We start from the raw sequence: 21,393 nt of genomic DNA, 5'->3' as shown, positions 1-21,393 counted from the left end.
CGCTGATCCTCATTGGCTCCGGGGCCTGACCGGCGGCTCAGGCCGGACAGGCCCCGGTGGCGTTCAGTTGGGCCGTGGCTCAGCTGAACGCCGACGCACAGGTGGTGGCGGTGGCGTGCGCGGGGTCGAGCGCGTTGGCCACCTCGTGGAAGGCGATGCGGTCGAAGAGCGCGATCGCCACGTGTTCGGAGAGGTCGAGCGAGCACAGGTCCTGGAGCAGGACGTTGTGGACGTCGGAGCCGGTCAGGTACTGGCTCTGCCAGGGCGTGGCCACCTCGTCGTACTTGGTGGCGACGACCGTGTAGTGCACTCCGGGGACGGTGTCGCCGCCCGCGTTGAGCTTGGTGAGGAAGGCGGAGCCGGGGATCTGGTCGGCGAGGCCGGGGGTGGTGGCCTTGATCAGGTCCGTGGCGCCGGGGAAGTACGGCAGCAGGTTGGTGAGGCCGCTGATGGTGGCGCCGTGGTTGTCGGGGGCGAGGCCGACGAGGGCGTTCACCTTGGCGGCACCGCCGAGGAACTTCAGGTAGTAGCGGGGCATCATGCCGCCCTGGGAGTGGCCGACGAGATCGGCCTTGGCGGCGCCGGTCGCGGCGAGCACCTTGTCCACGAAGGCGGAGAGTTGCTCTGCCGACTTGTCGATGGGACCGAGGCCGTAGAAGACGGGGACACCGTCGAGCTGGCCGTAGTCGAGGGAGAAGACGCAGTAGCCGCGGTCCTCCAGATACGGGGCGAGGGAGAGCCAGTTGTCGACGGAGTTGCCAAGGGTGCCGTGGACCAGGATCACGGGGCGGGGGTGGGCGGCGGAGGGACGGCAGGAGTAGTCGTTCCAGCCGGTACTGGGGGCGCTCGACGCGTGGGCGGTGGCGGCGGGAACGGTGGCGACGGCGGCGGCCAGGAGTAGCGCGGTCAGGGGTCTGAGCACTCGTTTCCAGGGCAGCATCGAGTGATCTCCTTGCGGCTCAAGGGAGGTGCGACGGCCTTACGCCCTGTGATCCGGATCACGAGGATGCTGTTCACTCATCAAGTTACGGACGAGTAGTGGAAGCGTGAAGTTACGCGTCAGTAAAAACTTCCAGTGATAACCAATGGCTCAGACACAACCCTGACAGACCATCACCAGGCAGGCCCGAGCGGACTATAAGGAGCGATCCGCGCGAAATGCTCACCCCGGGGTGAGGCCGGCGCTTCGCATATCCCTCGCGCACGACTTCATCGACAAGCCGACTTGCCGCCCGCGTGGGGACCCCGAGGTGCACGGCGGTTCGGTGACGGTGCCCCGGCCGGGGCGCCCGCTTCGTCGTCCACGACCGGCGTCGGCCCGATGGCCGCGGCCTCGTGCGGGCGGCCGTCGTTCGGTTCGCCGCACGGTACACACGGCCTCGTGGCCCAGCCGTCCGTGTGCCGTGCGAGGGTGACGAGGCCGGAGCCGAAACGGCAGGCGCAGGAGGGAAGCACGGCGCCGTGCGGCACAAGGAGGCACCCCGGGCCGGCCGGGACTCCCCCAGGGCGCTCACCGCGGGCCGGCGAGCAGGACGATCACTTCCGGCGCAGCAACACGCCGAAGACGGTACGGAAGAACGCGTCCACGGCCGAAGCCGACTTGTCGGCGCGCGCGGCAATCAGCGCCCCCTCCCACGCGCTGAGGATGAACAGCGCGGTGGCCTCGATGTCGAGATCGTCGTCGAGGTCACCCGCCTCCTGGGCCTCGGCGAGCACCTGACGGATCCGCGCCGTCCACCGGTCGAACCCCCGCTTGACCGCGGCCCGGATCTCCTCGTTGTGGTCGGCGACCTCCGCGCCGAAGTTGCCTACCAGGCATCCACGGACGAACCCGTTCTCCACCATATCCTTGCTCAGGAACTCGAAGTGCGCCCGGAGCCTGTCCAGCGGGTGACTGTCCGACGCTGTGAGCATCTCGAAACGCAAAGAGGCCCCGTACCGGTTCAGCGCCTCCAGGGCGCTCTCCTCCTTGCTGGAGAAGTGGTTGTAGAACGAGCCCTTGGGAACACCCGCGGCCTTGACGATGTCGCTGATCCCCGTGGCGTTGAAGCCCTGCGCGTGGAACTGCCGGAAGGCCGCCTGCGCGATCTCCTCCCGCTTGGACGCTCGCCCCATCATTCCCACCTTCTGATGACCTGTCAGGCACCTCGTACGACACCGGAGGCGTCTCCGCGGGTACGTGCGCGGCAAGAGGCCGTCACCGCTCGGGTCATGGGAAAGCGGCGCCGCTCATCAAGATGACCGACCATATTATAGCCAGGAAGCCGCGCAACGGTCGTGAGTCCCCTTCCTCACCCGGCGCGATCGCCCCCGAGACGCCACTCACCGCTGAGCCTGGGCCGACCGCCCGCGGCCCTGGACGCGACCGGCCGCGAACACCCGTCTCGGGGGCATCCGCCGTGGACCGCGCCAGGCACACCCATAGGCCCCATGACCTGCGCGTTCATCATTTCGTTCCTGCCGCGCACCAAACGCACGTCCCCACGAACCGAACCGCCTCGCCCGCAGACCGGGACTACGCGGCGCCGTCTCGACCGCCCCCGCCGCGGGGCAGGGGTTCACCCGAGGGCGGAGATGGGTTAGCGTTTAAGACGACCGGTCATTTTGATAACCTCGCCGTCGAGCCGGGGCCCGCGCCGCCGCGGTGCGTCGTGGAGCCGCCGGTCTCGGCACCCACCCCTGCCCTCCCGGGCAGCATCACACTCAGGAGCAGTCGTGCCCACATACCGGGCCTTCGAGGCCACCGGCGTCCACAACCTCCAGTTGGTCGAGCGAGAGCTGACAGATCCCGCACCAGGCCAGGTACGCCTGCGTGTGGAGGCCTGCGGTGTCTGCCACACCGACGTGCTGGCCGTGGAGGGGTTGCGCAGCGGCCCCTCGCGCCCGCTCGTTCCCGGCCATGAGCTCGTCGGCGTCATCGACGCCGTCGGGGCAGGCGTCACCGCCTGGCAGCCCGGTGACCGTGTCGGCGTCGGCTTCCTGAACGGCCAGTGCTGGGAGTGCGAGCCGTGCCGCCGCGGTGACTTCGTGAACTGCAAGAACCAGGAGCAGACCGGAACCACCGTCGACGGCGGGTACGCGGAGGTGGCCTATGCCCGGGCCAGCGGGCTGGTGCGGGTTCCCGAAGGGATATCCGCGATCGACGCCGCTCCGCTGCTGTGCGCCGGACTGACCACCTTCATCGCCCTCCAGCAGGGGCCGACCAGGGCCGGCGCGCTGGTCGCCGTGCAGGGCATCGGCGGGCTGGGGCACCTGGCCCTGCAGTACGCACGCAGCCTCGGCTACCGGGTCGCCGCCGTGGCGCGCGGGAAGGAGAAGGAGGCGCACGCACGGCAGTTCGGCGCCCACGAGTACATCGACAGCACCGGTACCGATCCCGGAACCGCGCTCAGCGCCCTGGGCGGCGCTTCCCTCATCGTGGCCACGGCGGCCAGCGGCGCGTCGATGAATCCGCTGGTCCGCGGTCTCGCGCCGAACGGCAGGCTGGTCGTGGTCGGTGTGGGGCCCGACCCGCTGACCGTCGCCACTCCTGACCTGATCTTCGGCACGCACTCCGTCGTCGGCAGCCTGACCGGGTCGTCCATCGAGAACGAGGACAACCTCGCCTTCGCCCTCGCCCACGGGATCCGCGCCGGCATCGAGGTCATGCCCTTCACCCGGGCGCCGGAGGCCTACGAGCGCATGCTGTCAGGCGAGGCGCGCTTCCGCGTCGTGCTCGACACGGCGGCCTGACCCTGACGGCGCCGGGCAGGACGCCCCACCACCCCCCCTGCCACCCCACGCGCCGGCCGGGGTCGCCGGGCGATGCCGAGGCCCTTCGGGGACCAGCGGCAGTCGACGCCTGGCACCCCCGGGACGCGCACGCGCCCGTGTCAGTGAGCCTGCGCCGTCGGGGCCTCGCTCCTGCGCTTGCGCGCTCGATAGGCGGCCGCCTTCACCCTGTTTCCGCACGGATCCATGGCGCACCACTCCCGGCGGCTCCCATGCGACCGGTCGACGTAGACCTGGGTGCACTCCGGCCTGCTGCACTCCTTGAGCAGTGCCGCGTCCGGTCCGCCGAGGAGCTGTATGGTCTGCCGGGCAATCGATGACAGAGCCTGCGGCGCCGTGGCTTCGATCCGTCGCCCCGTGGGGGTCAGCTGCGGGATGGCGGACGGCGTACGGGCCCTGTCGTTGACGAGCATGAGCGCGTCGGCGTCGTAGACGTCACCCGCCAGCCTGGCGACGATGAGCAGGTAGATCGCCTCGCGCAGGGCCACCGCGTGCTCCAGGTCGGCCGGCGCGCACGGCGTGTCCCGGTCCGCGATGCCGGACTCACGGAACCAGGCGTTGAGGCTTTCCGGTGAAGTGAGGACCTCGACCGGCTCGGCGGTGCGCCGCGCCCGCAGGGTCCCGACAAAGTCCAGCACTGGGTGACCACACTTGAAGACATGCATCATGTCACCAGTTTGACCAGTGATGGCCAAAAGGGCAAAGAAGGCCCACGACCAGGGGTATTCCGTTCGTCCCGGCGTCCACGTCCGTCAGTCAGTCAGTCAGCCAGAGTCGCTCGACGTACAGCCTTCAGCCCGAAGCGGCGGCGGGCGCGGTCGGCGGCCGCCTCGGCCGCTCGGGCGCGATCGTCGCCGGGATCCAGGGAGAGCTGGCGGTAGGCATCGTCTTCGGGCAGCAGGGCGTCCGCGCGGACCGCGAAAGCGCGGACCCGTGCTCGCTGTAGCCCCAGTGCGTTCAGCAGAGTCAGAGCACTGGCCGCGAGGGCGGGTGAGTGGTCGGTCGGCTCCGGCAGTGTGCGGGTGCGCGTGGTGGAGCTGCGGTCGGCATACCGCACCGTGAGGGTGAGCCGACCGGCGATCAGGTGTTCGACGCGCAGGCGTTGTCCGATCTGGTCGGCGAGTTCGAGGACGGCTCGGTGATGCTGCGCCGGGTCGAGGCAGTCCCGTTCCAGCACGAGGTCGGCGGCCAGGTGCGCCGCCGGTTCCGAGGGGGTGACCGGGCGGGGGTCGTGGCCGTGGGCGCGTTCGGCCAGCAGCCGGGCGGGGCCCGCGCCGAGGAGCCGTTGCAGGGTCCCCGCGGGCAGGTCGACGATCTGGCCGATGGTGTGCAGACCGTATCTGCGAAGCGTTTCCGCCGTGCCGCGGCCGACCCCGGGCAGCGCGGTGACCGGCCGCGGATACAGCCAGTCAGCCGCTTGCCCGAGGGGAACCCAGGTGGTGTCCCCGGGCGCGGACGCGTCGGCGGCCATGGCCGCCAGCATGCGGTTGCCCGCGAGCCCGGCGCTGCTGTCGATGCCGTAGAGGGCCTTCAGCCTCATCTTCGCCAACTGCACTACGTCATAAGGGGACAGCCCGAAGTACCGGAGCGCCGACGTCAGGTCGAGCTGGACGGCGTCGGGCGGAACGGCCTGGACGTGCGGCGTGATTCCAGACATCAGTTCGATTACATCGCCGTACTGGGCCTCGGTCAGTGCCGCGTGCAGGTGGAGGTGGGCGATGTGCCGCCGCCGCGCACTCGTCCCCAGCGTCCCGCTCATCCCGCGCTCCCGGGGCTGCGGTGGCCGAACTTCTTCAGGTCGGCCGAGCGGGTGCCGGCGGGCTGGAGGTCGGCGTACGGGTGCAGGCGGGCGCCCGCGGTGCCGTCGGCCAGGGTGCGCCGCGGCTGAGCGGGGGTCGGATGCGGGCTACGGGCGCCGAGCAGGGCGAGGGCGGCCTCGGGACCGTGGTCGCGGCGGGCGGCGGCGATCTCGTCCAGGTCCCAGGCCATCGTGCCGACGACGGTACGACGACTGCCGCGCACCTGGACCGTGCCACGCACCAGCAGCAGCCCGCTGTGGAAGACGGTGTACGCGCACGCCGGGTGCGAGTCCTCGAAGAAGGCCAGGTCGACCAGCCCGGACCCGTCCTCCAGCGTGACGAAGATGATCCGCCTGCCGCTCGCGATCGGCGGGGTCTGGGTGGAAGCCCGTACCCCCGCGACCAGGACCTGCTGACCGGCGCGCATACCGGCCAGGTGCGCCGCGTCGGTCGCGCCGATCTCCCGCAGCAGCCGGTGGTGGTGCTCCATCAGGTGCCTGGAGACGTCGATACCGAGCGTGCTCAGCTCGGCGCTCAGGGCCTCACGGCCGGTCATCTCCGGCAGCCCGCTCGGCTCGGCCCCGCCGACGGCGTCCGCGGTGAGGGGCAGCTGACCCTCGTGCGCGGACCGGTTGCGGGACTGGCGATGGAGTTCGGCGATCTGGAGCAGCAGGTCACGCCGGGTGAGGCGGCCGTCGTGCAGACCGTTCAGGGCACCGATCTCGGCGAGGCGCTCGGCGACCGGCCTGCTGGGGCGGGCCCGCTGCCAGAAGTCCGACAGCGAACCGTACGGCTGCCCCTCCTCGATCCGGGCGCACTCCGCCTCGCCGATGCCGTGCACCGCGGACAGCGCCAGCCGCACGCCCCACCGGTCTCCGTCGGTCTTCTCCACGGTGTGCCGCACCCGGGAGTTGTTGACGTCGACGGGCAGGACGGGGACACCGCGGCGGCGGGCGTCGGAGACGAGGACCCGCTTGGGCCACATCCCGGGGTCGTGCTCGAGGAGGCCGGCCAGCAGGAACGCCGGGTAGTGCGCCTTGAGCCACGCGCTCTGCAGGGCGGGTACGGCGAAGGCGACCGCGTGGGCGCGGCAGAAGCCGTACGCCCCGAAGGCCTCGACGGTCTTCCACACCTCGTCCCGCACGGCCGCGCTGTAGCCACGCGCGCCGGCCCGCTGGTGGAACCAGTCCCTGATCCTGGGCAGCTGTTCCTTGTCGCCGAGCGCCCGCCGGGTGACCTCGCCGAAGGCCCGGTCGCAGCCGGTCAGCACCCGCAGCGTCTCGATGATCTGCTCATGCCAGATGGTCACGCCGTAGGTGTCCGCGAGCACCGGCTCCAGGTCGGGGTGCGCGTACCCGGGCGAACCGCCATGACGGGCGGCGATGTACCGCTCGGGCATGCCGCCGGCGACCGGGCCGGGACGGAAGAGGCTGATGTCGGCGATGACGTCCTGCACGTCGCGGGGCTGGAGCCGGGACAGCAGGTCCTGCTGACCGGGCGACTCCAGCTGGAACAGGCCCAGGGTCTGGCTGGACTGGATGAGCTTGAAGGCGAAGACGTCGTCGAGCGGTACCTGCCGGGGGTTGTCGAGGTCGATGTGGTTGCCGGTGGTCCGTTCGATCTCGGTGACGGCGTGGGCCATCGCGGACTGCATCCGGACGCCCAGGACGTCGAGTTTGATGTTGCCGAGCGCCTCGATCTCCTCCTTCGCGGCCATGGCCATCGGGTAGTCGCCCTGCGGGGTGGGCTGCACCGGCAGCCGGTCCAGGAGGGTGGCGTCGCTGACGACCACGCCACAGGGATGCATGGCCATGCCGTGGACCAGGGAGTCGAGGCCCTCGGCGAGTTCCCACAGGGGGCCGTACCGGTGCGCCTCGGCGGCCAGCCGGCGCAGTTCGGGCAGTTCGGCGAGGGCACCGGTGATGTCACAGGCGCGCAGGTGCGGGAAGCTCTTGGCGATCCGGTCGACGTCGGCGGGCGCGATACCGAGGGCGAGGCCGGTGTCGCGCAGGGCGCGGCGGGCGCGGTAGGTCTCGGGCATCGCGGTGACCGCCACCCGCTCCTTGCCGAAGCGTTCGAAGATCGTGTCGTAGCACTCCAGGCGCCGGGCGGACTCCACGTCGATGTCGATGTCGGGCAGCGACTCCCGGCGCCTGCTCAGGAAGCGTTCGAACAGCAGGCTGTGGTCGAGCGGGTTGGCGGTGGCGATGTCCAGGGCGTGGCAGACCAGGGAACCGGCGCCGGAGCCGCGGGCGGCGACCCGGATGCCCTTGGCCCGGATGTCGGCGACGACCTGTCCGATGGCGAGGAAGTACGCGTCGTAGTTCCAGTGGGAGATGACGGCGAGCTCCTCGTCCAGTCGGGCGAGTGCCTCCCGGTCGCGGTCGAGGCCGCGGCGGACCAGGCCGTCCTCGCAGCGCAGGCGGAGCAGCCGGGCCGCGCCGCCGGCTCCCGGCTCGGCGCCGAAGAGTGCCGGTTCGGGGAGGTGCGGGGTGCCGAGACCGAGGTCGGCCGCCGGGTCGACGATGCACGCTGTCGCGGTGGCCGCGGTGTCCGCCATCAGCCGGCGGGCCCGGCGGTCGTCCGCTCCGGCGCATTCGGCGACCATGCGGGCGACGGCTGCCATTGATCTCTCGTCCCTGAGCCAGCGCTGTCCGCTGTCCAGCCGTCGCCGGTCGATCGGCCGCAGCAGGCGGGCGGCGTCCAGAACGTCGGCGAGGCGGTGCTCGCCGGGGTCGGCGTAGCGGACGGCGTTGGAGAGCACGGCGGTGGTGCCGGTGCGGTCGGCCAGCGCGAGGGTGCGGGCGGCCAGACGCAGGGATCCCGGACCCATGCCGGAACGTTTCTGCGCGACGGCTTCCAATCGAACATCCCTCCCGAAGATCTCCTGCCAGGACGCCAGCAGCTTCACCGCGACGTCCTCCCGGCCCGCCGACAGGGCCCGCACCGGCTCCGAGAGCGGACCGAGCAGCACGGTCAGGCCCGGGCCGCCGTACTCGCGCAGCGCCTCCCACGGCACCACCGGCGGCGTACCGGACACGGCACCGACATGAGCGGCCGACGTGATCCGGCACAGCCGCGCCCAGCCCTCCCGGTCCTGGGCGAGCAGCACGAACCGCAGCGGCGGCTCGACCACGTGCGCGCCGCCGCGCGCCGGGGTGCGCCGGCGCTGGGCGGGCGGCGGGGGCGCAAGGGCCTGAACCGCCAGGTCGATGCCGAAGACCGGCCGGACCCCCTCCTTCGCACAGGCCCGTGCGAATCGAACAGCCCCGGTGACGGTGTCCCGGTCGGTGAGCGCGAGCGCGGACATGCCCCGCTCGGCCGCCCGCCGGACGAGCTGCTCGGGGTGGGAGGCGCCGTAGCGGGCGGAGTAACCGGACGCGACGTGCAGATGAGCGAAGCCCGTCATGCCGCACCTCCATCACTTCACCCCTTTTCTGAACATACGCCCTATATGTTCATCGTACTCGCGTTCGATTACTCTAACCTCATCAGCCCCGGTCAGCGACCCGCAAGCGACTTATATTCGAACGCATCAGCGATTCATCGAAGGGCGGGCGTCGTCAGAAACAGGCACCGCCCCGTCAGCCCTCCGGCCGGTCACCGCACTTGAGGAGAACCGCCCCCGCGCCACGCACCCCGCAATAACCATCCGCACTCCAGGGAAACCCGCCGACGACCCCGTGCAACGTGAACAGCACTCACCGTAGTCAATGGCGGCCGGATCCCGAGCGTTCACCGTCGGCCCTCAGAGCCCCACCGCCACGCTCCGGCCGCGATGAGCGCGACGACACCCGGGCCCGTGAGCGCCACCCGGCGCCGGGGCATGCGTCGGTGCTTCACCTCACGTCCTCCCGTGGGGGGCGGGCCCGCAAGGTGGTGGGGGGCCGCAAGGGCCGGAAGGCCGGTCGACGGCCGGCCGCCTGCTGTTCCGGGCCCCCGCAGGAAGCGCACAAGGCCGACTCCAGGTCTCGCGTGCGCTGATGTTGTGCGCCCCGGCGCGCGGACCGCTCACAGTTCACCGTCGCCCGCGGAGAGTTCGCGGTGCGAACACCACGGGCGGCGCCCGACGTCGCGCCCTCGCCCGGCGCCCCGGACGGCGCCGTGACGGCGGGCAGTGACGTCCGCCCCCGGCTACCCCTGGCCGCCCTGGCCGGAATTCACCCCCGCCGACCCGCCGGCCCCTTCGTCCCCTGCCGCCGCGGGCAGTGGCTGCTGCGCCCGCTCCAGGAACCGCAGCAGCTCCACCGGGAACGGCAGCACCAGCGTCGAGTTCTTCTCGGCGGCGACCGCCACCACCGTCTGCAGCAGCCGCAGTTGGAGGGCGGCGGGCTGCTCCGACATCTCCTTGGCGGCCTCGGCGAGCTTCTTGGAGGCCTGCAGTTCGGCGTCGGCGTTGATGACACGGGCCCGGCGCTCCCGGTCGGCCTCGGCCTGCCGGGCCATGGACCGCTTCATGGTCTCGGGCAGCGAGACATCCTTGATCTCGACGCGGTCGATGGTCACCCCCCACTCCACGGCCGGGCTGTCGATCATCAACTCCAGTCCCTGGTTGAGCTTTTCGCGGTTGGACAGCAGGTCGTCCAGCTCGCTCTTGCCGATGATGGACCTGAGCGAGGTCTGCGCCATCTGCGAGACCGCGAACCGGTAGTCCTCCACCCGGACCACCGCCTCGGCGGGCGAGGTCACCTTGAAGTAGACGACGGCGTCGACGCGCACGGTCACGTTGTCCCGGGTGATGCCCTCCTGCGCGGGCACGGGCATCGTGACGATCTGCATGTTGACCTTCTGGAGCCGGTCCACGAACGGGAGGATCATGGTGAACCCGGGTCCACGCACCTCCGGCCGGAGCCGGCCGAGCCGGAAGACCACACCCCGCTCGTACTGTTTGACGACCCGTGCCGCGGACATCGCGTAGACCGCTCCGACGGACACGAGAGCGGCTGCGGCCGCCGTCAGCGCCTCGACCATGCCGGCCCCCAGGGGGTGACTGACTTCAACGGTCCTTCGACCGTAACGCCCGGTTCCCGCAAGAGCGAGCCCCCGTACGCCGGTTGCGTACGGGGGCCCGCCAGGAACCGATCCGAAGGGTCGTCAGCCGACGCTCACGCCGTAGTAGCTCAGCGCCTCGGTGACCGGCTGGAAGAAGGTCGTACCGCCGGAGGTGCAGTCGCCGCTGCCGCCGGAGGTCAGACCGTACGCCACGGAACCCGCGTAGAGCGGGCCGCCGCTGTCGCCGCCCTCGGCACAGACCGTGGTCTGGATCATGCCGTAGACGATGTCACCGCTGCCGTAGTTGACGGTGGCGTTGAGCGCGGTGACCCGGCCGCTGTGGGTGCCGGTGGTCGAACCGCGGCGGTACACCGTCGTCCCGACGCTCGGCGTGGCCGCGCTGGAGATGGTCTGGCTGCCGACCGCGCTCGGGTGCGCGATCGAGCTGTTGGTGTACTTCACCAGCGCGAAGTCGTTCGTCGGGAAGCTGTAACTGACGTTCGTGCCCAGGACGGTGGTGTGCCCGGAGTTGCTGTACCACGTCGAGGCCACCTGACCGCAGTGCCCGGCGGTCAGGAAGTAGTACGTGCTCCCGCTGTGCACGTTGAAGCCGAGCGAGCAGCGGTAGGAGCCGCCGTAGATGGCGTCGCCGCCGGTGATCAGCTTCCGGAACGTGCCGTTGGTGTGCTTGATGGTGAGCGCGCCGGCGTCGGCGCCCGCCTGCCGCTTGATCTTGGCGATCTCGGCGTTGGAGACCGTGTTGTCGACGGTGACGACGACCCGGTTGGTCTTGCTGTCGACGGACCAGGCGGTGCCGGGGACGTCCGCCTTCAGAACGGAGCTGTTCACTGCCTTCAGCTCGGTGGCGCTGAAGGTGTGGGTGGTGCTCGCGCTCGCGGTGGGGACGGCGAACGCGGCCGCGGCCAGGAAGCCGGTGCCCACGGCGATCAGCCGGGTCCGTCTCGTGACACCGCTGCGGGGGGTCGTGCGCTTGATCCTCACTTTTCGTTCCCTCCCAGGGGGAAGTCGGGGGCCCGCGTGGGGTCGGGGCCCGTGAGGCGCAGTCAGGGGACGGCACCCGGATTGCGGACGCACATGTCCCTGACAAGCGCTGAGGGGGAGTATTCGGGCGAACGACCGGTACCCGCAAGGGTGCCTTTCGGCCGCCCGGCTGGGTGCGCACCACGCCGACTTTGGGTTAACTCGTCGCGGTCCGGGCCAGTTGACACCCTGTCGCATACCAGTCGAAACCTCAGGCGAGCCGGCGCTCCCCCGCCTCGACCGCGAGGTCCAGCGTGTTGCCCGGCGGCGGGAAAGGGCAGATGAAGTGGTCCGCGAAGGCGCACTGCGGCAGCTGCGCCCGGTTGAAGTCGACGGTGGTGGAGCCGTCGGCGGCCGGGGCGGCCGAATAGAGGAACCTGAACCGGAAGCTGGTGACCCCGCTGGTGGTGTCGGCGAAGACCGCCCACAGCCGGCCGTCGGCCTGCTCGGCGACCTGGAGCGTCAGCTCCCGCCCGGCCACGGTGAAGCCGAGTTCCCCGGCGAGCACGAGCGCGCGCTCCACTCCGTCCGCGGTGCCGACGCGGACGGTGCGCGGGTCGTCGTCGTACGGCGTGAAGTGTCCCGGCACCGACCAGCGCGGGTCGTACGGAGTGGCGTCGATGCCCCGGAAGGCGCGACGGGGCCCGGCGGCCGGGTCGTACTCCCGTACCCCCCAGACGCCCTCGCGGACCAGCACGACCAGCCGGCGCTCGCCCCACGTGACCCGGGCCGACGGTTCGGGGTCGGCGGCGAGCCGGATCTCACCGGCGAAGGGCTCGCCGTCCAGGGCCAGGCCGTCGGCCGCCGTCGCGGTGAGCACGACGCCGTCCTCGTCGGCGGTCCAGACTCCGGGGACGGCCGGGAGCCGGCCGCCCGGGTGGTCCTCGATCCAGTGGCTGCCGACCAGCGCGAGCGGCCCGTACGGCGCCGACACCGTCTCCTCGCGGTGTTCGTGCCAGCGCTTCCAGTCCCCGGACGCGTCCGCGTTCATATGATCAGTCCTTCCATTGCTTTCGTCACGACTCACGTCATGTCTCTCGTGTGCGCAAGGGGGTGCAGGGCACCGTGGGCTGCCCGGCGGGCCGGGCGAGGCCGAGGTGCTCGCGCAGGGTGCCGCCCGGGTAGAAGGTGCGGAACAGGCCGCGGTGTTGGAGGAGGGCCCCGGTGCCGTTGACCAGCCGCTCCGGGTCGCGGCGCGGTTCGGCGGGGACCAGGTGGAAGCCGTCGGCGGCACCCTCACCGTGCCAGCCGGCGACCAGTTCCGCCAGATCCACCGGCCGAGGCAGCGGTGTCCGTCCTGTCGGCCACGCCGCTCATGAGGCGGATCCCGCCAGGTCGGCCAGGAAGGCCAGCGCCGCGCGTGCCGTGGCGTCGTTCTGCCGGAACGCGGGCCCTCCGGTGCGCGGCCGGGTGAAGGCCCCGGGCGTACGGCTGTTCGTGAACGGCCCGAGCGCGAACCGCCGGGGATGCGGCCGCCCGCCCCGGTCGAGGATCCGCCCGTCGGCGGGGTCCACCCTGAGCAGCCCGTCGGCCGTCTCGGCGGCCTCGCCGGCGTGCAGTTCGCGCAGCAGCGGGTCCCGGGCACGTCCCATGGTCGGTTCGGGCAGCCGCGCCTCGACGAGGGCCCGCGCCTCCACGGCGAACCCGGGCACGGTCTCGGCGGACGCCCGGAAGACCCCGTCCTCGGCCGTCACCGTCATCCCGGCGCCGACGAACCGCAGTACCCCGGCCCGGGACAGCGCGAGCATCTGCCGCAGCCGGGGGCCGGGCGGCCCGGAGGCGAGGTAGCTGAAGAACCCGTGCCACCAGGAATCGATGTCGCCGAGCCGTACCAACTGTCCGTAGACGGAGAGCAGCCCGAGGAACACCGCCAGGTCGGGGCTGTACCCGGGATCGTGCCGGCGGCTCAGGTCCGCCTCGATGTAGCCGCACAGCCCGTCCTGGAACTCCTCGTGCGACCGGTAACGGACCCCGTCCAGCGGGTGGTCCAGCGCCGCGAGATCGAGCCGGTCGGCCGGATCCGGTACCGCGGCCGCCACCAGCGCCCGCAGGTCCGCGCCGCCCTCGGCGGCGGCGTACTTCTCCTCGAAGTCCCGCCAGGCCACGGCCGTCCGCTCGGGATGGACGGTGAACAGCCGGTGGTAGTGGGCGAACCCCAGCTCCTTCTCCACCAGCGGCCACACGTCCCGCCGGAAGTCGAAGCCACCGGGCCGGGCGAGCAGTTCGTCGGTCTCGCCGGGTCCGAGGAAGCGGGGCAGCGGCGGGCGTTCGCCGGTCCAGTCGTACCCGATCTTCGAGTGGTACGGCACTCCGCGCCGCGACCCGACGTACAGCAGCGGCTCCTGCCCGGACGGCACATAGGTGTCACCGTCGTGACGCCCGCCCCGCCCCTCGGTGAGCAGCACCATCAGGTCGACGAAGGCGAGCCCGAACCCCCGGACCAGCACCGGTTCGCCGGGCCGCAGTGCGGACAGGTCGCTGTCGGCGGTGAAGTCGGGCGGCAGGTGGAGCAGGCCGTGCGCGTCGGCGTACGCGGCCAGTGCCTGCTGTTCCGGGTCGAGTTCGGCGTCCAGGTGGCCGAGGGCGAGGACCACGAGGTCGGCGAGGAGCGGGCGCGGCCTGCCCTCCAGCCAGACCTGCTGACGGCCCTCGCGCGGCCCGCTCACCCGCAGGGCACGGCGCGGGTGGTGGTGCACGGTGACGCCCTCGGGGAGGTCGGCGACGGCGCGGTCGTAGACGTGGCGCAGATAGCGGCCCTGGATCTGCCGGTCGGCGAAGGTACGGCCGTCCAGGGCCGCCCACTCGTGCAGGGTGGGGCCCTCCCGCACCGGCCCGGCCATCCGCACCGTCTCGTCCGTGAACATGGTGACGTCCTCGGCGTGCGAGTTCATCCACAGCAGCGGCGACTGGGCGGCCCGCCAGATGCGTCCGGCGCCCGGCGGATGCGGGTCGACCAGATGGATGTCGAGGCCGGAACCGGCGTACAGCTCGGGGGCGTTGGCGGCGATGCGCTCCAGGAGTCCGGTCCCCCGCGGCCCGGCTCCCACGATCACCAGCTGCGGCCTCATCGGGCGGCCTTCGAGGTGGGGCGGTCGGCCGCGAGTCCGGGTATGCCGGGGGCGGTGGCGGGGGTGGCTCTGGCGGGGGTCTCGGAAGACATGCGAAGGCTCCGTGGCGGATCAATCGAACACGGTGGACGCGCACGCGGTGGTGCGGCTGCCTTCACACGGAGCGCCGGGATACGGCGCTCTTACGGCCGAGCCCCTCAGCAGGGCCGTCCGTCGACTGTACGGTGCCGTTTCCCCTCGTTGTCAAGGGTGTCCAGAGTGTGGGCAGCGCGTCTCAGGTCAGTTGACGGAAAACCGGAGACCTGTTCCACTTGGCCCATGCATCCGCAGCAGTGGCTGGTCACCCGCTCCCACATCGACTTCGGTCGCGTGTGGTCCTGTTCCTGTTGAGCTGACCCCCTGCGCGCCCCGCGGACAGCGGGGACTCTTCGCGTTCTCCCCCGTTCCGCCCTTCGCCTTCACACGCGCACACCCCTCCCCTCGCACTACGCACTACGCACCGCGCACCGCGCACCGCGCACCGCGCACCGCGCACCGCGCACCCGCACCCGCACCCGCACCCGCACCCGCACCCGCAAGAACGACGCCGGCTTCACGTGCCCCAAAGGGGGCGCGGAGCTCGCGGATGCGCGGCTTGGCCGCATGGGCACGACCAGCCACGACGAACCCGCAGCCGCGACGTCGGCGCCACGCCCAGCCTCCTGCCGCGCCCTCACCGCCGCCCTCCTCCGCCCGGGCCGACCCGCTGCCCGATCACCCGGTCCGCCAACGCCCCCAGCACCCCGCACCTCCTCCGGTCAGCAGGAGTGCGAGGGCGGCCGGGACCGGAATCCCCGGGAGCCTGCTGCGAATGGGGGCTGCTTGCACGGAAGTTCCTTAACCATGGGACGAGTTGAGGGACGGGCGGAACTGGCGCAGAAATGGTTCTGCGCTGCGGCCGACGAACATCTCCGGGCCACGTTCACCCGATCATGTTTTTGTTTTACGTCACGGAAACAGGATCAAGGTGAATGCCGAGGCGACCGCCCCGCGCCGCGCACCCGTATCCGGTGACGGACCCGCACGCCGGTTGACGCCGACCGCCGCACCCGAGCCGACCGCGACCCCTGATCCGTCGTCAGAGCCGCGCGTCGGAACCCACGATGGGCCGCGTCGCCCCGCGATGACCGTCCGGAGCGCTGCGGCAGACCCGACGCGACCGCGCCCGGACTCACAAGTACGCCGCCCACCAGGCCTTTTCCTCACATCACCGCCGCGGACGACCGGGCGGACCAACCGCCTGGCGGCCCGCCGAAAACGGTCCGGGGACACCCCGGACCGCCTCCGCCCGTTCACCCGGACGCACCGTTCATCACCCGGACGCCGGAGACAATCATATTTCACTCACAGTCAGCAGCCGTGTGAGCTAACGCCCTTGGGGTACCTGGGCTCTCGACGTTTTGGCTCTGCACCAGTACCGTCACAAACCCCCCGTGCGGCGTCTATCCACTTGGCGCGACATCCGCATCATGGACGACGATAGGGATGCGGAAGCAGAAAAGACCGCTGTGAGAGGAGGCGTCCATGGGATCGGTACGCAAGGCGAGTGCCTGGCTTGGCCTCGTCGACGACAACGATGACGAGCGCTACTACGACGACGACTACTCCGAAGGGACCGAGCAGCCCGGGGATGCCTGGGTCACCGACCCCCGGGTCAAGGTGGCGTCGGACACCGCCGAGGACAAGGGCCGCCGGATCGGCACGGTCACCCCGGACAGCTTCCGGGACGCCCGCGCGCTCGGCGAGCTGTTCCGGGAGGGCGTCCCGGTCATCGTGAACCTCACGGCCATGGAGCCGGCCGACGCCAAGCGGGTGGTCGACTTCGCGGCCGGGCTGACCTTCGGCCTGCGCGGCACGATCGAGCGGGTCGCCAACCGGGTCTTCCTGCTGACCCCCGCCAACACCGAGATCGTCAGCGGTGAGCCGGCCTCGCGCCGGGAGGACGGCTTCTTCAACCAGAGCTGAGGCAGGGCCGCTCACCGGCCCTGCCCTCACGCGGGGTCACCGGAAGGCGTCGAGTCCGGTGAGTGCCTTGCCCAGCACCAGCTGGTGCATCTCGACGGTGCCCTCGTAGGTGAGCACCGATTCGAGGTTGGTCGCATGCCGCATCACCGGGTACTCCAGCGAGATCCCGTTCGCCCCGAGGATCGTCCGCGCCGTACGGCAGATCTCGATGGCCTCGCGTACGTTGTTGAGCTTGCCGAAACTGACCTGCTCGGGACGGAGGCGGCCGGCATCCATCCGCCGCCCCAGATGATGGGCGAGCAGGATTCCCTTGTGCAGTTCGACCGCCATGTCGGCGAGTTTGGCCTGGGTGAGCTGGAAGCCGCCGATGGGCCGACCGAACTGCTCCCGCGACTTCGCGTAGTCGACGGCGGTCTCGAAGCAGGTGCGCGCCGCGCCCATGGCGCCCCACACGATCCCGTACCGGGCGTGCGACAGACAGCTGAGCGGCCCCTTGAGCCCGGTGACTTCCGGCAGTACGGCATCGGCAGGCAGCCGGACGTCGTCCAGCACCAGCTCACTGGTGACGCTGGCCCGCAGCGACCACTTGTGCTTGATCTCCGGCGCGGAGAAGCCCGGGGTGTCCGTGGGCACCACAAAGCCGCGGATCCCGTTCTCCGTCTGCGCCCACACGACGGCGACGCCCGCCACCGATCCGTTGGTGATCCACATCTTCCGCCCGCCCAGCACCCAGTCACCGCCCGCGTCGCGCTTGGCGTACGTCCGCATGGCGGCCGGGTCGGACCCGTGATCCGGCTCGGTGAGCCCGAAGCACCCGATGACGTCGCCGGCGGCCATGCCCGGCAGCCAGCGGGTCTTCTGCTCCTCACTCCCGAACCGGTGGATCGCGTACATGGCGAGCGATCCCTGCACGGAGACGAGCGAGCGGATACCCGAGTCGGCGGCCTCCAGCTCCAGGCAGGCGAGCCCGTACTGCACGGCGGAGGCTCCGGCACAGCCGTACCCGTCGAGTGACATACCGAGCGCCCCGATCGACCCGAGCTCCTTGGCGAGCTCCCGGACACGGGGCAGCTCGCCGCTCTCGTACCACTCGGCGACGAACGGCAGCACCCGGTCGGCCGCCCAGTTCCGCACGGTCTCCCGTACGGCGAGATCCTCCGGCTCCAGAAGGTCGTCGATCCCCAGCGGATCACCGGCATCGAACGGGGGCAACTTCACGGACGCGGACATCAGAACCCTCCCAAAACTAGCACCGCTAGTTAGGTCAGACTACGCGCAGTCTCCCCGCCGGCCCACCCACACACCACCCGGGCCCACCCGCCGACAGCGAAAACGCCCCCATGGGTCAGCCCCCTCCCGCAGGAGCTACGCCGAGACGCGGGAGCGCTGGGGTTCCCGGGGAGCGGGAAGTTCCACCGGAACCTCCTCGCAGTGCATGGCGCGCGGCAACCGCAGCGCCATCACCGCCCCGAGCAACAACAGCCCCGCACTCACCAGCAACGTCACATGCAGCCCGTGCACGAAGGAGTCCCGCGCCGCCCGCCGCAGCGCCGTCCCCGCCGCCCCGCCCAGCCGTCCGGCGACCGCGTACGCCTCCCCCAGCGAGTGCCCCGCCGCGGCCGACGCCGGCGCCGGCACCCCCGGCACGGCCGCCAGCCCGGGCGCGTACGCCGCGTTCATCACACTGCCGAGCAGCGCGATCCCGATCCCGGCACCCAGCTGGTACGAGGTCTCCCCGATCGCCGCCGCCCCGCCGGCCTGCGCCGCCGGCGCCTCGCTCAGCATCGACTCGTACGCCCCGAAGAGGGTGGTCTCCAGACCGAACCCGAGCAGCAGGAAACCGGCGAGCAGCAGGCCCGCGTTGTCCACCCCGCCCATCGCCGTCAGCGTGAGGACCGCCGCCGCCGTGAGGCAGAAGCCGAAGCACACCATCCGGCGCGGCCCGAACCGCCGCAGCATCCGTGCCCCGGCCAGCCCCGCCGCCATCGCGGCGAGCGTCAGCGGCAGCAGCCGCAGCCCCGTCTGCAGCGGCGAGAGCCCCAGCACCAGTTGCAGATACTGCGCGGCGATCAGCTCAAGGCCCACCAGTGCCAGCATCGCCAGCACGATGCAGCCCACCGCCGTACTGAACGCCGGCCGCGCGAACATCGCCAGGTCCACCAGCGGAAACGTCCGCCGCCGCTGCCGTCGTACGAAGAGGACCAGCAACAGCGCGCCCAGCACGAGCGGCGCCACCGTCAGCGCGTCGGCGGCCGGTTCGCCGCCGCCGAGGCGCTTCACGGCGAACACCACGCCGAACAGGCCGACCGCCGCCATCAGCGCGCCGAGCACGTCCCAGGGGCCGTCGCGGTCGCCGCGCGACTCGGGGAGGAAGATCCGTCCCACCGGGAGGCTGACCAGCATCAGCGGGATGTTGACCAGGAAGACGGAGCCCCACCAGAAGTGTTCGAGCAGGAAGCCGCCGAGGAGGGGGCCGACGGCCGCGCCGACCGCCGCCACCGCGCTCCAGATGCCGATGGCGAGGGCCCGCTCCCGGCGGTCGGGGAAGACCTGCCGGAGGATGGAGAGGGTCGCCGGCATGATCATCGCTCCGCCGACCCCGAGCAGCGCGCGGGCCCCGATCAGCGCCGCGGCGCTCGGTGCGAGGGCGGCCGCCGCGGAGGCGATGCCGAACAGGGCGTAGCCGAGGAGCAGGACGCGCCGCCGGCCCACCCGGTCGCCGAGCGTGCCGAAGAGAATCAGCAGCGAGGCGCAGACCAGCGGGTAGACGTCGACGATCCAGAGCAGTTCCATGGCGCCGGGCTTGAGGTCCTCGGTGACGGCGGGCACCGCGACATGCAGCACGGTCGCGTCGAGGGCGACCAGCAGCAGGCTGACGCAGAGGACGACGAGGACGACCCAGCGGTTGGCACGGGCACCGGCCCCGGACGCCGTCCGACGGCGCGGTCGTACGGCGGCCGTGGTCGTCCCGGACATGTACGTACCTCCCAGATGATCCCTCGCGTGCGGCGGACCGACGGGGTGGGGACGCCCCGTCGTGCGGCCGGAGAGGAGCAGGGTCTCCGGCCCGCGCATACGAACGCGAGTGACACGCCAGCGTACGCGAGTTCGTTCCGGGGGCACGTGGCGGACCTCTCACACGCTCCGGAGAACTCGTGTGGCGTACGCCACTGCCCCGCTCCGCACCACGCCCGCGCGGACCCCGCGGTTCCGCCCCCGTCGATAATCGAGCCCGTGACCGATCTTGAAACGCCCGTGGCGGCCCCGCGCGCGCCCGCCCTGCGCCGGGCGGCGCCGGCCCTGCTCGGGTACGCGGCCGTACGCGCCCTCGGCCTGGCCGTGCTGGCCGGGTGGAGCGCGGCACGCGGCAAGAGCGCCTACACCTTGCTGACGGCGCGCTGGGACTCGCTCTGGTACACGCGGGTCGCCGGCCCGGGCTACGGCTACGAGGTGCGGCTGCCGAACGGCGACGTCCACTCCGACCTGGCCTTCTTCCCGCTGCTGCCCTGGCTGGAGCGCCTGCTGCACGCGCTCACGCCCCTGTCGTACGCCGACGCCGGCTTCACCGTGAGCCTGCTCGCCTCGCTCGCCGCGGCCTGGGGGATCTTCGCGGTCACGGACGTCGTGTACGGCCGGCGGGTGGGAGTCTGCGCGGTGCTGCTGTGGGCCGTGCTGCCCGTCGGGATCGTGCAGTCGATGGCGTACAGCGAGTCGCTGTTCACGGCGCTGGCCGCGTGGTCGCTGTACGCCGTGCTGACCGGCCGCTGGGTGAGCGCCGGGGCGCTGGCCGCGCTGGCGGGGCTGACCCGGCCGGTGGGGCTCGCCGTGGTGGCGGCGGTGTGGACGGCGGGGGTGGTCTCGTTCGTGCGGGATCGGAGCGCGGGCGCGCGCGGCGGTGGTGCGGACCAGGCGGGCGGCGCACACCTTGACGGACGCGCTCCTGAGGAGGCCGGCGCCGGGCGCACCCCGCAGACAAGCGGCGCGTCAAAGGCGACACGCGCCCCCCTCGTCGACTCCATCACCACCTTCTTCGTCACGCCCACCGGCGCCCCGGCCCGGCACCGCGTCCTCGGCATGGCCCTCGCCCCCGTCGGCGCCGCCGCCTACGTGCTGTGGGTCGGCCACCGCACCGGCCGGGGCCCGCTCGGCTACCTGGACGTCCAGGCGGGCTGGCGCAACGGCTTCGACGGCGGCTACGCGTTCGCACGCTTCGTCGCCGACAAGTTCACGTCATTTCCGTCCGCTGCGGCCGGAGCGGGTCTGATCCTCGGCGTCGGCCTGCTGCTGTGGCTCTACGTGACCGGCATCCGGCAGCGGCAACCGCTTCCCCTGCTGGTCTACACGGGTGTCGTCCTCGCGCTCGCGCTCTGCGCGTCGAGCTACTTCGGGTCCAAGCCGCGGCTGCTGATGCCGGCCTTCCCGGTGCTGCTGCCGCTCGCCCGGGCCCTCACCCGGTTGCGCACCAGCAGATCAGCACTGGTCACGGCCGGTGTGGCGGTGGCCTCGGCGGTCTATGGCGCGTTCTGGCTGAACGGCTCCGGGCCCCCATGATCATTTCGGTGGCCCCGGTGAGCGGCGGGAGAATTCCACCCCATGCTTTGGTTAACGAATTCATAAGTGCCACAAAACAGCGACCCGGCATGATCAAAGGAATTGAAGGGCAGACTCGCCGAGGATTAGGGAATCATTAGAATTCGAAGCCTCCTGAGAGGTTTCCC

At 71.5% G+C, this 21,393-nt stretch carries 14 protein-coding genes and 1 pseudogene; 3 read left to right on the top strand and 12 right to left on the bottom strand.

Annotation, left to right across the window (positions count from 1 at the left end; genetic code table 11):
• Positions 1–79: 79 nt before the first annotated feature.
• Positions 80–940: an esterase/lipase family protein gene (locus tag LQ326_RS00280; protein ID WP_181806920.1), complete on the bottom strand. Its 861-nt coding sequence runs from the start codon at positions 938–940 to the stop codon at positions 80–82.
• 596 nt (positions 941–1,536) lie between these two features.
• The gene (locus tag LQ326_RS00270) at positions 1,537–2,118 is read right to left on the bottom strand and encodes a TetR/AcrR family transcriptional regulator (protein ID WP_234531285.1); all 582 of its coding nucleotides are present in this window, start codon (positions 2,116–2,118) and stop codon (positions 1,537–1,539) included.
• Between the two features lie 597 nt (positions 2,119–2,715).
• Here LQ326_RS00270 and LQ326_RS00265 point away from each other — a divergent pair.
• Positions 2,716–3,732, top strand: coding sequence for an alcohol dehydrogenase catalytic domain-containing protein (locus LQ326_RS00265; protein WP_234531284.1), 1,017 nt, complete (start codon positions 2,716–2,718; stop codon positions 3,730–3,732).
• A 140-nt stretch (positions 3,733–3,872) separates the two neighbouring features.
• Here the strand turns inward: LQ326_RS00265 and LQ326_RS00260 are convergent, their stop codons facing one another.
• The 8 genes and pseudogenes from LQ326_RS00260 to LQ326_RS00225 form a co-directional block, all read right to left on the bottom strand.
• Entirely contained in the window at positions 3,873–4,436 is a 564-nt protein-coding gene (locus LQ326_RS00260) for a CGNR zinc finger domain-containing protein (protein ID WP_234531882.1), read from the bottom strand.
• 95 nt (positions 4,437–4,531) lie between these two features.
• Positions 4,532–5,530, bottom strand: coding sequence for a DNA polymerase Y family protein (locus LQ326_RS00255; RefSeq protein ID WP_234531282.1), 999 nt, complete (start codon positions 5,528–5,530; stop codon positions 4,532–4,534).
• Positions 5,527–8,979: a DNA polymerase III subunit alpha gene (locus tag LQ326_RS00250; RefSeq protein WP_234531280.1), complete on the bottom strand. Its 3,453-nt coding sequence runs from the start codon at positions 8,977–8,979 to the stop codon at positions 5,527–5,529. The genes LQ326_RS00255 and LQ326_RS00250 overlap by 4 nt, the downstream gene beginning before the upstream one ends.
• 725 nt (positions 8,980–9,704) lie before the next feature.
• On the bottom strand, positions 9,705–10,541 hold the full coding sequence (locus LQ326_RS00245; RefSeq protein ID WP_234531279.1) for a slipin family protein: 837 nt from the start codon (positions 10,539–10,541) through the stop codon (positions 9,705–9,707).
• Between the two features lie 123 nt (positions 10,542–10,664).
• Positions 10,665–11,564, bottom strand: a complete 900-nt coding sequence (locus LQ326_RS00240) for a S1 family peptidase (RefSeq protein WP_181808197.1) — start codon at positions 11,562–11,564, stop codon at positions 10,665–10,667.
• A gap of 250 nt (positions 11,565–11,814) precedes the next feature.
• Positions 11,815–12,594 (bottom strand): DUF1684 domain-containing protein, encoded by a 780-nt coding sequence (locus tag LQ326_RS00235; RefSeq protein WP_234531278.1) that lies wholly within the window; start codon positions 12,592–12,594, stop codon positions 11,815–11,817.
• A 37-nt stretch (positions 12,595–12,631) separates the two neighbouring features.
• Positions 12,632–12,904 (bottom strand): annotated as a pseudogene (locus LQ326_RS00230) (LLM class flavin-dependent oxidoreductase); the annotation flags it as partial.
• Between the two features lie 12 nt (positions 12,905–12,916).
• Positions 12,917–14,671, bottom strand: a complete 1,755-nt coding sequence (locus tag LQ326_RS00225; RefSeq protein ID WP_234531277.1) for an FAD/NAD(P)-binding protein — start codon at positions 14,669–14,671, stop codon at positions 12,917–12,919.
• 1,563 nt (positions 14,672–16,234) lie between these two features.
• On the opposite strand from LQ326_RS00225, the gene LQ326_RS00220 reads away from it, so the two are divergent.
• Positions 16,235–16,675 (top strand): cell division protein SepF, encoded by a 441-nt coding sequence (locus tag LQ326_RS00220; RefSeq protein WP_181806499.1) that lies wholly within the window; start codon positions 16,235–16,237, stop codon positions 16,673–16,675.
• 36 nt (positions 16,676–16,711) lie between these two features.
• On the opposite strand, the gene LQ326_RS00215 is transcribed toward LQ326_RS00220, so the two are convergent.
• On the bottom strand, positions 16,712–17,905 hold the full coding sequence (locus tag LQ326_RS00215; protein ID WP_234531276.1) for an acyl-CoA dehydrogenase family protein: 1,194 nt from the start codon (positions 17,903–17,905) through the stop codon (positions 16,712–16,714).
• Between the two features lie 135 nt (positions 17,906–18,040).
• Complete coding sequence (locus tag LQ326_RS00210; protein WP_234531275.1) at positions 18,041–19,651, bottom strand: MFS transporter; 1,611 nt, start codon at positions 19,649–19,651, stop codon at positions 18,041–18,043.
• A gap of 258 nt (positions 19,652–19,909) precedes the next feature.
• Between LQ326_RS00210 and LQ326_RS00205 the strand changes: the two genes are divergently transcribed.
• Positions 19,910–21,226, top strand: coding sequence for a mannosyltransferase family protein (locus tag LQ326_RS00205; protein ID WP_234531274.1), 1,317 nt, complete (start codon positions 19,910–19,912; stop codon positions 21,224–21,226).
• Positions 21,227–21,393 lie beyond the last annotated feature (167 nt).

The sequence above is a fragment of the Streptomyces shenzhenensis genome (genome assembly GCF_021462265.1).
GTDB classification, from domain to species: Bacteria; Actinomycetota; Actinomycetes; order Streptomycetales; family Streptomycetaceae; genus Streptomyces; species Streptomyces shenzhenensis.
The sequence above is the reverse complement of the archived record's forward strand: the minus strand, read 5'-3'. Positions and strand labels throughout refer to the sequence as shown.